This is a genomic window from Paenibacillus dendrobii (assembly GCF_009807035.1).
GTDB classification, from domain to species: Bacteria; Bacillota; Bacilli; order Paenibacillales; family Paenibacillaceae; genus Paenibacillus_AQ; species Paenibacillus_AQ dendrobii.
The window spans coordinates 284,095-299,090 of the sequence record NZ_WUBI01000002.1 but is presented as its reverse complement, the minus strand read 5'-3'; the positions used below and the strand labels follow the sequence as shown (position 1 = coordinate 299,090).

Here is a 14,996-nt window from a genome sequence, read left to right as displayed (position 1 = left end):
AATCACCTACCATTAAATAAGAATGTAATTCCAGTCACCAGGAAACTTGTTTGCAAGACAGCATACACTTCCTGGATAATAGCTGTTTGTTTGATTGTATAAAGTATCGGTACCTGTTGTACCACCAGTCCCCCAAAAGAGAGTCCCAGTATTAAAGCCATCAATTAGTTTTCCAAACACAACCCCGTTAGTGGTTCCAGAGATATTACTAGTACCTTTCCATAAAATCGCTACCTTTACGGGAAACGAAGTTGGGATAATTAAATTTTTATCTGCGTTCCCGGTAACAACACCCTGAACAGATGCTATTCCAGTATTGATCTGCCCTATCTTGGCCGCTAGTGCTGAAAACTCATCACTTCCTGAAGCCGAAATCCCCTTGCCGCTAATGGCGGAAGCGATACTATTTTTCCCATTAGCGACAGATGTAAAAAGCTCGTTTATTGCTGCGACAAGGTTACTCTTTGCGGATGTATTTAGATTTCCTTTAACTCCGATATCAGTTACTGCATTGTTCCAACTGGTTCGTTCCGCTGCTGTAATGTGCTTCGTGGTATCCGCCAAATGCGCAGTAACTGCGTCGTCCACTTGTTTCACCGTTTTCGTATTCCCAGCGCCACTAAGGGCATCTACTTTTGCTTGAGCCCCTGTTGTTGTTTCAAGATTGGAGGGAAGGGAGAGTTGAGAGGATGGGACATAGCCACTCGAATCAAGGCTTGCATATCCATTGGCTTTGCCCTTCTTTGAGATATCCTCAGGTGTAAATCCTAACGCATCTTGCTTTCCGTTCCATTTTGTACGTTCACCTGTTTGAAGGTGAATATTGGTGTCATTTGTATGAGCGGTTAAATTCGTAGAAGTAGCATACTTGCCATCGGATTCAGCTTTAGAATAAGCGCCTACTTGGGCAGCTGTAACTTTATGAGGATTACTCGTGTTATTAATATGACCATCAACATCTGGTTTACCGACAACACTATCCCACGTAACCGAAGTTGCCGTCTGCATCAAAAGTTGCCAGTAATTTGAGTTAGTAGGGAGAATTCCTTTACATTCTTGGGTGTTTTGATAAACTCCTGAACTGTACACTACAATATTTAAAGGTTTATATGTAATTGAGTTATCGTAGATACCCTTATTAGCTAGTGATGTTCCGATTTCAACCAGTTCATCAGTGCTAGTCTTAGCGTAGTCTCCTTGCTCTTGGGCGTAATTGGCTTTTTGATTCGCATTAGCTGCTGCATCAATAGCCAAGTCGTGAGCTGTATTTGCTGTGGTAGTCGCAAGATTCGCCTTATCTGTAGCTTGATTAGCATTTCCAGTTGCAATAACCGTATCCGAAGCGGACTTTTTCGCTGCATCTCCTTGAGTCTTAGCATAATCACCCTGGTCTTTAGCATACTTACCTTGACTATTTGCCCCTGTCGCAGCTTCGTTTGCTTTAGTTGCACCATCATGGGCTTCTTGAGTAGCTGTGTTAGCATCTACTATTGCCGTCTTTGCATTATTCATTAGCTCGGATAATTCCTGGATGTTGCCTATTGCATCTTTGCCGACTTCTAAAATATCTCCTAAAGTCTCAAGAACCTCACCATCATGCTCTTTAGTCCAAATTCTTGCCGCACTTACATAATGATTTCCTCGACCTTTATAATTCAAATCTAATGTTAATCCTTCGGCAGAAGGGTGAAAGGAGACAATACCTTCAGAGTAATCAACTCGATATTCCTTTTCTTTCAATGTATCAGTGTATGTACTGGGAACTTCAAACATATAATTGATTCTTACTTTATTTAATAAAATGGGTATTTCATTAAGTTGTATCTGACCATTAATAACTTTTTTAGTCTCGATTATATCGATAAATGGATCATCACTAGTACCAGTTCGATATTTTGTGATTGTACTATTCTGGTAATCAAACGATGACATAAGACTCCTCCTTTTCTTAATTCAAGAAAAACGAAAAAGTCGTTCAAAACAGAACGACTTTAAACATTGGTAAATGTATCAATTATTTCTTATAATTGACGATATATATTAGTACATAGTAACCACAAAAGGAAGTGAACAAATTTGAAAAAAGTAGGTTATTTAATCACAGGTTTAGCACTTGGCCTCACTATTTCAGTTGGATCACCTGTAGTAGCGAGTGCAGTGAAGACCATCTCTGCCAAAGTTAACAACACGGTATCTGTTATTCTGAATGGTGAGAAGGTGCAATTGAAAACTCAACCACTTGAATATAACAACCTCAACTATTTACCTGTTGGAGAGATAGGAAGGTCACTTGGACTAGATGTAAGTTATGATAAAACGAATGATGCAATTAATATTAAGAACCCTGAAAAATTTAATGATTCCTCTTCGTCTCAGGCAACAATTACACCATCAACTCCATCCGAGCAAGCTAAATCAGAAGTAGTTCAAAAGCTAAAGCTTGGTGAATCAATCACTAAAGACGGTTTAACTGTAAAAATTGATAAGGTTGAGTATATGCCAGATGGTGAAACAGTAGGGAATTTGAAATTCTCCAAAGGATTTAAAATTCATTTATCTATTTCTAACAACGCTGTAGATAGAGGAATATCTAATCTGGGAAGTTTGTTTACATTTAAAACAGACTCTATTCTAAGTGACAATATAATCAATACTTTAGGTAATACAGTAGTTATGGATGTTGACGGGAACCAATACAAAGGAAGTATTCTAAATAAATCAGAAACAGCTACAGGATACATCTATTATCAGTCAACTCAATCGTTTAAAATTAAAGAAATAGCTTATTATCCAAATGTCGGAACATCGCAAAGCAGTGATGCTTTGGGAAACTGGTTTGTTGATTAAACTATAAATGGTCACGCTTATATAAAAAAGTGTGACCATTTTTTAAGAACCAACAAATGTTCTTACAAACAAACTAGCATTGATTCTACCTAATTGATTAGAAGATAGTTCAATGGTATGCCATCCAGATGTTTGAATCCATTGAGTAATATCTACATTGCTATCGCTGTAGTAAATGGTGCCATTTCGAACAATACCATCTATTTTAATTTGAACACCTGATGCATAGGAACTCTCGAAAATACCATAATCTATGTCATGTGTGTGCGATGGTATGTTGACTTGATGTGTATGATTGGGGATAGAAAGGCCATGTCTATGCTGGGGCATTGAAATACTGTGTGAGTGAGATTGAAGAGAGATTGGGTGAGAATGATTACCAGAAGATACCCATGTCACATAGCCACCACTTGAAGTTGGATGCGTTGCCAACCGCGTTCCTTCGCTGATACCATGATTGTGTCCTCCAGTTCCAGTATAACTCCCCTCAGTTTGAGTGCTTCCAGAAATATTTTGTGGGCCAGTAGTAGTCAAGTTGATCTGTTCAAAATCTGTTGTTGTTAAATCTCCTCCGCCAGATGCCGATGTTGTTGATCCTCCACCGCCAGAGGCAACACTTTTACTATAAGCCCTGAAGCGCTCAAGACTAAAATTCAATTTTACCTTGTCAATTCGCATTGTATTATCATCAATATAGAATTTCAATTTTAGTGAATGAGTGGAATCAACATTATCCGCTAACTGAATAGTGTCAGTCTGTAAAATTCCATCCTCATCTAATACAACCTTTCCGCTCTTACCTACAATTTTTAGCCCATACTTATCTTTTTGATACTCGCCAAGCTGAATCCTAACAGTTCCAGTCTTATCTTTAATGGTTAATAGGTTGCCTTCAATAGTAAATGTCCCATCATCGTCAGAAATAATAAGTTTATTCCCCAATAAGATCTTGCCAACCAATCTCTCGGCAAATACCCCTTCGGGAGTAATGGCAGTTTTCCATGTGTTACCATTATCATTGGAGAGGGCAATTTGTCCATGCTGCATGATCAAAAGTTTTTTGGGGTCTTTTGGATCTCTTATAATGATTCCACGTCTGCTGATGCTTACATCCTCATTAACTCCTGCAGTAATATCCCTTTTAACAGCATCCCATGTGTTATTTAGAATTGTCGATACATCATCAGCAGTTGCTTTGGCATCATCCCATTTGTAATGATTCATGTTGACTGTATTAGATGTACTGATATTATTCTTATGGTCTTTCATAAATTGATCATCCAAAGACAATTCGGCAGCGTTCGAAATAGTTAAATTAATATCGGACTCAGCATAATTAGGATTAATCTCAGTAACATTTGCTTTAATATGTATTCCTAAATCTTCGTGTTCTACAGTAATTACGTCCCCAATGCTTAACTTATCCCAGTTATGTTTTTCAGTCATGATTTCATAAAAGTTAACCAGGGAAACAGTTACAATAATTTTAGGCTCACGTATCTTCTGAAACTTCTTTTTTCCATCTTCATATAAGTCCTTGGCATCTGTGTAATTCTCATCCGACAACTCTTTTTCAATAATGAACTGATTCAACTCGATCAATTGATTAGCGGTTAGATTATTCTCCATTTTCAATGTGTTACCCAATGCTTGAATAGTGGACATAAGAGAATTAATCTGATTATTGACCGAAGTGATTTCGGCTTGTTTAGCATCAATTTGAGCTTGTTTATTATTCTTCTGAGCAATCAAATCACCCGTTGGTTGGCCAGTTCCATTAGCTGTATCTAGCTTGTCAGAAATTATATTAAACTCGGTGTTCAAAGTAGATAGTTCAGTTTGTTTCGCAGCTAGAGTAGTATCTAACTGATTCTTTTGTGTCAATAGATTTGAGAACTCTCCTGATTTACTTTCAACTAGCTTATTATATTTTGTCAAGGCAACACACAATTCATCGCTCATATATAAGCTATGGGATTTGATTTTACCGCTGTTATCCATAGCAAAAGGATACATAAAATAAGAAAAATCCTGAATGAAATTGCTTCCTAAAGGATTGACTGCCTGAATTGACATTCCATCCTTACCGAACAGTTTAAGTCGAGTGCAAAATTCATCAAGATTTAGTTCCTGAGTTACGCCCTTCATAAGCTTGCCATACTTAGTTTTAAACCCTTTGTTCATACCGTATGTATCGGGATTATAAAAACTTACTTCTCTTTTGATGGTATCCCAAATAACTAATGCTTCAAACCTATCGGCTATTTCATAAATCGCTTCCTTAACATTTCCGTTGAAGTCAAAGGATCGGTATTTTAGGTCAAACTGTGCATCTACGTAGCCAATGTTCCAAATGGTTTCCTTCAACATATCCACTAACAATTGAGAGGTATTATACGAAACAACACTATAATTTTTGATCAGTTTAAAGGATAATTCATATGGCAAGCTGTAACATTCAACCGCTACAGAATCGGAATCATCCATTATTTTCGATACTTTATCAATAATGTAATATTCTGTGTCGTTTCCTTTTTCCACTCTAATCAAGAAGTGTTCCTTGATTAAATCAATATTCTTATTTCTCTTTTTGTTTCTCGTATTGTTCATAAAGATCGGAAGAGAAAAATCTAATTGATTCAATCCATTTAATGCAATCTTCTGTGAATCGTGCATCACTTCTTTCAAGTGCGCTATTGTAGTTCGATGCAAGTCAGGTTTACACAAATAATACTTAGGTTTAATTATTTCTCCACTTACAGTTGTAATCAATTAATCAGATCTCCTTTTATCCTATTGTGCAAATTGATAAGTCCATTGAATCTTGCAATTACCATAGACTCTAAGGAAGTTCATACCAGGAACAAAACTCGGATAGTTACCAGTAGCATTATCAAAGTGGTAAGTTAACGGGATATCTGAAGTAATATCTTCTTGCTCACAATCGATATCAACAATCTCACGTTCAACCAAATTGATAATTGAAAAAGTTTCTCCACGATTTGAGTAATTAACGATTTTGATTTCACCTAATCCAACTTTTTCTATTCTGATTAAGGGTTTACAATTAAGTGTTCCAGTATTGTTCAAAACAAACTCTGAACCTTCAGGTACATTGTTTGAATAATCAAAGACACCTGACTGATAAATTGGTGAGTATGTATAAGGGCTAATGTTTCTCATTTCAATTGTAATGTAGCCTTGTTTCAACGCATTATGAAGAAGCTTGGCTTCACCCGTATAAATGGTGTAATACCATTTGTTTAAATTGTCTGAGAAATAAAGTGGCTTATAATATGGCTGATTAGAAAGCCAGTTCACAATGCTCCTAATCTTATCCTCATCAAAAGTATCTTCAAAAGCGAAAGACAAACTAAGGGTAAATGGAGATCTCTTTGTTTCAATAAAATATGGTGTATCTCTTCCTCTAATAGTTACTTCGGTTATGGATTGTTCTGGTAGGAATATTTCCTCAAGCATTCCAGATTGCATGTTTACATTTAAAAGCCCCATCTCATCACTTCGAACTCCGTCATAAACAAAATATAGACTTTCAGCTATTGTCATATTTTCACCTCACAGTAAAAAGCGGCGAGACATAATCCCGCCGCAATACTTTAGTTTCTTTTCATATTCCTCGATACCTCTTTTGCGAATTTCTTATAAATGCTTTCTCCTGATTCTTTGTCATTCGCGTTGATAATAATTTGTTTAATTTCTACTCCACCTGCGAGAGCAGGGGATGGTGATTTTGGCAAAAGCAGAGATGTTAAATTTTTCAGACCGCTAACCATATTCCGTGTAATGTCTACAGCGGTAATTAGATTAGCAGTATCATTTTTGTTTAGCACTAGTTCCTTCTCATGTGCTAAAAGAAACTTTCCACCTGTAAATGCTGGAGTCATACCACCTGTTTCAGCCGAGAAAATATTCTTATTCTTCAATTCATTATAACTACCATCTGGAAACCCATATTGAGTCCGCATAGAATCGTTTTGCTGTTTTAATGTGTCTAACTGAGATTTTAACTTAGCAATTTCTGGTGAGTTAGGGTTAGTTCTATTTAAATTAATAACTTGTTGTGTTATTGATTCTGCTGATTGCTTATTACTCAGATAATTTTTCCATGCTTCTTTGGCTGTATTATTATTGTTGCTACCAGATGAAGGAGTGGAGGATGGGGGAGTATAACCGGATGGGAAGTCATTCTGTTCTGAGTAGTCTCCACCTGAATACTTTTTCAGCATCTCCAAGCTTTGTTGAAGAGTATAGTTGAGATTTTCAAACTCCTGGTTAGTATCAAATACATGATCTTTCAACTGCCCAAAATATGTATCATATCCTAGTTGCAATTCCGCAAGAGTAGAATTAACAACAGACGAATCATTACTTAGCAATCCTTGCTTAAGATCGTAATACTTCTTATCATTCTCAAGAATGTCTTTATATTTCTGCTCAACAGCCTTCTTTTCTTGATCAATGTTATCATTGATTTCTTTGTTTAATTTATCTTCATTGTCAGCAATTTGGTCTGACTGATTCTTATGATCATCTAATTGGTCTTGAAGACTTTGCTTCCGAAGTTCACGTTCACGATCAAGCTTAAACTTAGCGATTTCTTCATCTTTGGCATACAATTGTTCTTGAAGTTGTTTCTTTTTGGCTTTACCTTCAATGGACTCATCCAGTGAGTACTTGTTGATCTCGTCTTGTAACTTCTGACGATCTTTAAGCTTATTATTTAATTCTGATTCGTGATCATCCGAACTGTTCTGTCTGTCTAAAGCTTTTATTTGAGGATTGATGATATCTTCGTAGAGTTTATTTTCTTCTTCAAGATTTTTCTTAATCTGTTCATGACGCTTATCTTCGGCTTCTTTTTGCTGATCAAACGCAGACAATTCAAGGTCTCTCTGTTTTTCAATCATCGCTTTATAATCGCTTATGATTTTGTCAGCTGCGGATTTTCTAAGATCAGCAAGACGTTCGATATTAGACTTAATAGCTGATTCATTATCAAGCCATGCAGCCGTCTCTGTGTGTAGTTGAGTAATTAGTTCAGCTTTTTGTGCAGCGGTAAGCTTATCGCTACTTAGCTGTTTATTAATAAGATCAATTTTCTGTTGATGAAGTTGTTGCTCGTTTCGTAGTAAAGGAATTTGATCTTGAAGGGCATCATTATACTCTTTTGTCCCTTCGGTCATTAATCCCATCTTTGCACTAGCTTCATCAAACTGTGTTTTAACCTTATCAATCTTACCATCGTACTCTTTTAGGTAACTAGAAATAACATTGAATCGCTTCTCTTGAATTTGTTTTTCGTAATCCCACCATTTTTCACTATTGGCGGCTTTCTGTTTATCAAATTCTCCAGAAGTAATCGCGTTCTCTTTGACCAGCTTATCAAGTTGCTTATTCTGATTTTCAATTTCTTTCTGTTGCTCTTGGAGATAGGATGACTGTGAACTTTCTTCTTTTCTCCAGTTAGCCGAATCCTCAGAATATCTCGACTGTCTACCCTGGGATTGAGCTATGAGTGTACTGAATCGATCAATACGATTTTCTGATTCAGTTACAACGTCCTGAATTATATCAATAGTAAGTTGATATATTTTTGCGTTAGCTTCTTCCGTTTTTTGTTTAGCAGTTTCTGCAGCAGCATCCAAGTCGCTTTGAGAGGCGTTTTTGGTAGAAGTTTTAGGCGAAGAAGACGAAGAAGATTTCGGTGTTGTTGTAACTCCACCAGCCGATACACGTCTTGCACCATCGTACTTATACGTCTCTGTCCATGTTTTACTGTCTAAACTCTGTTCACTTAGCCCATGATTACCCATCTGAATAAACTTGCCGTTACCCGTATAAATACCAACATGAGAAGCGGTTTTACCTGTTGTATTAAAGAATACCAAGTCTCCTGCTTGCAGATCGGACTTTTCAACCTTGGTTCCTTTTTTAAACTGTTCAGCTGCTGTACGAGGGAGTTTTACATCTGCAAACTGTTTAAACATCTCTTGAACAAATTGAGAACAATCTGAGAGTGCTCTATTTACGAACTGATCATATGTACCTTTAAACTCTCCAGAGATTTGTTTGTATGTTAGCTTACCCTGAAGACTTTGCGCGTTAGCGATCAAATTGGAAACAGAAGTCGAAGAAGAGGAGGAGGAACCTGTTGAAGATTTAGAAGAAGTAGTGACTTTTGTAGATACTAATTTTTCTGGGTTATTAATACCGTCTTCGTATAAGTTCTTTTGTTCCTTCAGAAGCTTTATCTCTTCTTGCAAAGACTTTCGGTATTCTTCTGAACCCTTTTTAATTTTTGATCGTTTGTTGTTTAACTTTTCGAGTTCGGTTTGAATTTCGCGAAGTCTTTTTTGTGTTGCAGTTAAAATTTCATTTGTTTCGCTAAAGCTATCATTTAGCTCCTTGTTATTTTTTTTGGATTCTTCACCTATCCCGAAATCATCGTTCGACATAGATAATAACAAGTCGTTCATCTGTTTCTCAATTTTCTCTTGAGAATCAACATAGCCTTGCAATAAAGATTTTGCCTCAGAAGCAGACTGCTTTCTAGAATCATTAAGTTGCCTATTCCAATCTGAAAAAGGTGAGCCGTGTTTTGAATTGGCACCAATGTTTTCTAAGCCACCTAGATATGATTCATCTTTTAACAGAGGATTTGTCGTATCGTTTAGTTTGTTTATTTCTTTTTTTGCATCTTGTATATTATTAATTGTTTGTAATTCTAGACCGTATATCTTAATTCTTTTCAAGGATTCATTAAGTGTGTTTAAAGAATTCTTCTTTTGAGCTTCAATGTCTTCATTTGCAAACTTTATCTTATCTTTGCGTAAGTTCTTAATTGCATCAAGCTCAAGCTTCCAGCCTTCGGTTGTTTTCTTAACATGTCCAGCAAGTTCGGGATATTTCTTAACTAAATCGTAAACTTCTTCGCTATTTAAAGATTGGCCTTTGTTAAGCTTATCAATAGTTTGATTAAGCGTTTTGACATCATCAGCATAACCATCTATATTTTCAAATAGTGTATTTATGGCTTCAGCTGCATCGTCTGCATTTTCGGTTACTGTTCCTAATTTGGCGCTTAATTGATCGATTTGATCGCTATTTAATTGTAGTAATTGCTCGTCATAACCTTGCTGTTCTTTTTTTAGAGATGCATACTCGTTTTTTAACTTTTCAAGTTGTTCTTGGAGTTGACGAAATTCTACTCCTTCGCCTCTATATTTGTTTAGCTCTTTGTATTTTGTAAGCTCTTTTTCTTTCTTTAGTATTTCATCGTATTTCGATGCAATACTTTTTTCTCCTTCGGATTGCAGTCTGTTAATCTCTTCTTTGTTGGATTTTCTTTGAGCTTCAGTTTTTTGATTAAGTAAATCTATTTCATTTTCTATTGCTTTTTGATAGTCAACATCAGTTCTATTTAGTTGAGACTTCAGTCTTGATAAGTCCTGATCTGCTAATGTCTCGGTTAAAGCTTTTTCGACTTCAATTAGCTGCTTTTGAGCATCTGCTTGTTGTTTTGCATTAAGAGAACCTTTATTAATCATGTCGTTATAAGCTTTATAAGCCTTAGCAGCTTTAGGAACAAATTCGGATTGTCTTTTATATTGACTAATTAATTGATTGTTTGCAGCTATTTCATCTTTGATGGTCTGCACATTATCCCTATGTTGCTTTTCTGCTTTACCAGCGTTTAATGCAACTGTAACAAAAATACCAGCGAGTACAATAAGACCCCCAGTTAATATAGCCATTGTCGCAGTAGCCGCTGCTGCCGAAGCAGTAAATCCATTCGCGACGGTGGTCGCAGTCGCGGTTGCCGCAGTTTGCATTCCTATCGCAGCGGTTTCTGCTTCTGTCGCCACTGTTTTTTGTACGGTTGCTAAGATTTGTCCTTCAGCAGAGACAATATTGGTGGTGTTAGCAGTAGTTTCTGCAGCAGTTGCAGCGGCACTTGCTACTCTGGCAGTTCTATAGTAATCGATAGTCTTAATTAAATTTAGAACTGGTTGTTTAGCAAGAGCTGCAGCTCCAGCAACACCTGCAAATAAAGCTCCAAATTCAATCAGTCCAGGGGGCATTTTTGTAATGCCGATTAACAAGCGATCAATGATATCTAAAATATTTTTAAGACTACTTCTTAACCCATCGTTTCCAGCAGTGTTAAAAATTTCAAGGAACGATGTTTTTACCTGCGATGATTTTCGCTGAATTGTATCCATTTGAACTTTTAGGTACTCTAAAGTTTCACCTGAAGAGCTTATAGATGCAGCAGTACCACGTAAGATATCCCCAGCGTTCAGAGATGCTGCAAGTTTCGCATATTGATATACACCACGCGAGATGTCGGCATAGGACTTAGTAAGGTCATAGTTCTTGTCGGTGACTGCTATAGATAAATCCAATAGAATATCTTCAGCTTTACGCCATTGTTCAGTACCATCAACAACTTCTTTCGTAGCCACACCAAGTTTTTCAATTTCAGCTACAGCTTTACCGGTTCGAATAGTACCCAGAACGGTCTTCCACATGTTGCCGAGATTTTCGCCTGACAAAGCAGTGTTTCGCATACCCGAAGATACTAAACCATTCAAGAAGTCGAATGAAACGCCAGTTTCAGATGCGATTTTGCCAGTACGTTCAAATGCTGCTCCAAGGTCTCTGGCGGGAGCCATCGTATCGTGAGCCACTTTAGACCAGGAGTCTAGTATTCGGTTTCCGTATAACTGGGCGGCAGCAACGTTCTTCAACTGGACTCCGTATTGTGCGAGAACTGATTCCATTGATTTTGTTGCGTCCTCAAGTGATACAAGGTCAACAGTTGAGAGCATTGTGGATTGACGTACTAGTTCCTGAACTACACCAACGTCCTTATACATTCGCCCCCAGAGACGGGCAGACTCAGTAACTTCGCCAATTTCGGCACCAAGCTCATGAGCAGTCAAAATAAATTGCTGAGTTTGATCATTGATCTTTTTTTGATCCAATCCTTCGCCCGTCAGCGATTTAAAGTATGTTTCGTTGGTTTGGATGTAGCCAGCCATTTTAGCCTCAATGTCAATCATACCCCTGAAGCCTTCAGATATGGCATTAAACACACCATAAATAGCAGTGTGAACCGCCATGAAAACTGGCACATGAGCTGCTAGTTTTCCTGCGCTATCCACAAATGCCCTAAGCCTAGTAGAGCCTTCTTTTGCTGATGCGGATATATCTTTAAATCCATTAGATATATTCCTCATTTTAGAAGTGAGATTAGCATCATTCACATCAAGGCTTCTTACCTGAGCGATAGTGCCATCTAATTTTTGAGCATTGTCTATGGTTAATTTCTGAGAACCGATCTTTGCATATGTTTCTTCTGCTTTACGTTGAAATTCTCTTAATTGGCTTAGCTTTTTGTTATGGGCTTCACGATCTGCGTCTGCACTTTTTTGAATTGCTTTTTGTTGTGCCTCATTGACTTTACGTTCTTCATCGCGAACTCTTAGCTCTGATTTAATCCGAGCATCTTCAATTTTTTGAATATCTCCCATCTGAAGGAGATAATCGCGTGTCTGTGTAGACTTTTTAACGATGCCTTCTGCATCGGCATTGACAGTTAACTGTTGACCTGTTGGACTTACATATGTATTTCTATATCCAGCTATTTCCCCAGCGCCATTCTTTACGGTTTGAGTTTTAAGCTTGTTAAAACCAACAAGTTCTTTTTCAAATTGTTGAATAGTTTTTCTCTGGTCATCATATGCTTGGGTTTCTTGTTTAAGCTTTTGATTATGTTCGTCAATCTTTTTATTGGTTTGAGTGATTATTGTTCCATTTGCTAAATGTTTTTCTCGAACCTTTTCTATTGACCCATCAAGTTTTGCGTATGTAGTAATATTTTCTTTAACAATCTGATTTTGTTGCTGCAAGGCTTGATCTAATTTTTTTGTTACTTCAATGAAACTGTTGATTGACTTTGTAAAGCTTTCGTCAATATTTATCTTTACGTTTAGTTTTTGAAGAGAGGTGTCTTTAGCTAATTTTTCAAGTTCTTTATTAATATCCGTAACAGTAGTTGATTTCAGTCCTACAGATATGAGAATTCTCAAATCTTCATTCAATTGTAATCACTTCCCTTTATAAAATAAAAAAGAAGCGATACAAAATCGCTTCCGATGCATATAGTTAATAAGCAAAACAGCCAACACCTGTTAAGATGTTGACTGTTTTAATGACTAACTATAGAATGAAATTATTATTTGTGACATAATTTTCTAATTGTGGTCGTGCGGTAGATAAGACTCTATGATTAGATTGTTTTACGTGGAGGGGACTCATTGAAGAGCAATAATTTATCGATTGTATTATATCTAACTTTGATTGTTGTAATTTTATCTGGATGCAATAATGTTACTCCAGCGAAGAGTAAAGAGAATGCTCTTGAATATCTAAAGAAGCAAAAATATACAGATGTGATGAAAGTGTTGGATAAAGAAGTAGAAAAATATATCGAAATGTCAAAAGATCCAACGGTTTATAACTATAAACTCGATTTACCTGAAGATTTAAAACAAAAGATCGATTTGTATAACTATGCATCATCATTAAATTCGAAAGAAAATGAAGATTATACATCTGCATTGGATAGTTTAGAATATCTTGATCCAATTCCAGGTATTATTACCAAGGAAGAGTTGGCAAAGTATGAACAAGAACTTCATAAATTGAATCCAAAGTATTTATCTTTTAAGCAAAGAGCTAATGGGGAAGTATATGAAGATCCAATTGAGAAACAAAAGAAGATTGACGAACTGAAACTTAAAGAAGAGAAAGAGCGCGAGGAGAGAGTAAAGGCATCAAATGAAGCTGATAAAAACCCGTACAGTCCTCAAATTGGAATGACTAAAGATCAAGTTCTCGCATCTACCTGGGGCAAACCTAAGAACATCAACCGAACAAAAACGGCCACATTAACACATGAGCAATGGGTGTACGGCAGTAACAGATATCTATATTTCGATAACGGAATATTGACTACGATTCAAGACTAGAGTAGAGAAAGGGAAGGGGATACCCTTCCTTTTTTATGTTGTCTAAATTTTTTTGATGAAAGATGGATTTCACAGAAGTTATCCGAATATTTGATTCTTCTCTTCTTCAAAATCTCGAAGATCGTATATTTGCGTTGTTGAGATATCATTGTGATGAGCTACATATTTAGAGACCAAATGCATCGGAACTCCAGACTCTAGGAGGTAAGTTATACAAGAATTCTTAAAAATATGTACATTGATTCGACGTTCTAACATATCTGAAAGGGTATTTGTACAAAAATCATTTGCCCAGGCAGAAGACATTGCCTTAATATCATTGTCGTATCGAGTAGAGAATACAAATTCGCTTTCATATCCTCTGGATTCAATCCATTTTTTCCAATAAGGCAACACTTCAAGTGGTATCATATATTCCAATTTTTTTCCATCTGTTGATGGTCCCTTTCCACGAACAATATGAGAAAGAACATAGCTTTGACCTTCTGGAACGCTATACTCAAGGATCTCAGTCTTAAATTGAATAATTTCTGAGCGCCTTGCTCCAACTAGAAATGCTGTAGCTAACCAAGCCATTCCTAACAAGTTGCCGTCTTCTTCAAGGAGTTTCATCATCATGTCATATTCATCGCGAGTTACTTTTACTTTTTCGTATACTCGGTTCTTCGGAATAGGAGGGAGGCCACGAGTAAAGTTTCTAAACATCTTGTAATTTCCATCGTCCTCAGCAACTACATTTTCAATATAGTTACATAAACTTGAAACCACCGACTTACGAATGCCGATTGCAGACGAAGACATCTTTCTGTTGTCGCGAATATAACTAAGATATCTCATGAAGTCACGCTTAGATATTTTATAGAAGAATTTGTTGTTCATCGAATCATACATATACCAACCAAATTGACGCAAAACACTTTTGTACTGAGATTTAGAAGCCTTACTCAAGTCCTGGACAGTTAGGAATTCTTCGACAAGAGTTCTATAATCATCGTTTACTTTTAACCACATCTCTTCAGTGACATCTGCAAGTTTCTTTGCGGGTTCACGCAATGTGTTTTTCTTAACATCTTTCTTACTCAATTGAATCAC

General features: G+C 36.7%; 7 protein-coding genes. 2 read left to right on the top strand and 5 right to left on the bottom strand.

Features of this window, described 5'->3' with window-relative positions; all coding sequences use genetic code 11:
* Positions 1-12 precede the first annotated feature (12 nt).
* The gene (locus GRF59_RS29445; protein WP_202128699.1) at positions 13-1,932 is read right to left on the bottom strand and encodes a hypothetical protein; all 1,920 of its coding nucleotides are present in this window, start codon (positions 1,930-1,932) and stop codon (positions 13-15) included.
* Between the two features lie 144 nt (positions 1,933-2,076).
* Here GRF59_RS29445 and GRF59_RS15300 point away from each other — a divergent pair, with 144 nt between their 5' ends.
* The gene (locus GRF59_RS15300; RefSeq protein ID WP_160498585.1) at positions 2,077-2,847 is read left to right on the top strand and encodes a stalk domain-containing protein; all 771 of its coding nucleotides are present in this window, start codon (positions 2,077-2,079) and stop codon (positions 2,845-2,847) included.
* A gap of 42 nt (positions 2,848-2,889) precedes the next feature.
* On the opposite strand, the gene GRF59_RS15295 is transcribed toward GRF59_RS15300, so the two are convergent.
* From GRF59_RS15295 to GRF59_RS15285, 3 genes are read right to left on the bottom strand one after another with little or no spacing between them, the layout of a single operon-like run.
* A complete protein-coding gene (locus tag GRF59_RS15295) occupies positions 2,890-5,619 on the bottom strand; it encodes a phage tail spike protein (protein WP_160498584.1) in 2,730 nt (909 codons plus the stop codon).
* A 21-nt stretch (positions 5,620-5,640) separates the two neighbouring features.
* Complete coding sequence (locus GRF59_RS15290; protein ID WP_160498583.1) at positions 5,641-6,414, bottom strand: phage tail domain-containing protein; 774 nt, start codon at positions 6,412-6,414, stop codon at positions 5,641-5,643.
* A 50-nt stretch (positions 6,415-6,464) separates the two neighbouring features.
* On the bottom strand, positions 6,465-12,974 hold the full coding sequence (locus GRF59_RS15285) for an NlpC/P60 family protein (protein ID WP_160498582.1): 6,510 nt from the start codon (positions 12,972-12,974) through the stop codon (positions 6,465-6,467).
* Between the two features lie 216 nt (positions 12,975-13,190).
* Here GRF59_RS15285 and GRF59_RS15280 point away from each other — a divergent pair, with 216 nt between their 5' ends.
* On the top strand, positions 13,191-13,904 hold the full coding sequence (locus GRF59_RS15280; protein ID WP_160498581.1) for a hypothetical protein: 714 nt from the start codon (positions 13,191-13,193) through the stop codon (positions 13,902-13,904).
* Positions 13,905-13,982: 78 nt separating this feature from the next.
* Here the strand turns inward: GRF59_RS15280 and GRF59_RS15275 are convergent, their stop codons facing one another.
* The gene (locus GRF59_RS15275) at positions 13,983-14,987 is read right to left on the bottom strand and encodes a tyrosine-type recombinase/integrase (protein WP_237391849.1); all 1,005 of its coding nucleotides are present in this window, start codon (positions 14,985-14,987) and stop codon (positions 13,983-13,985) included.
* Between the last annotated feature and the right edge of the window lie 9 nt (positions 14,988-14,996).

Coding starts and splice junctions, on each gene's coding strand:
- GRF59_RS29445 (WP_202128699.1), bottom strand. CDS start 1,932: ATGTCATCGTTTGATTACCAGAATAGTACAATCACAAAATATCGAACT.
- GRF59_RS15290 (WP_160498583.1), bottom strand. CDS start 6,414: ATGACAATAGCTGAAAGTCTATATTTTGTTTATGACGGAGTTCGAAGT.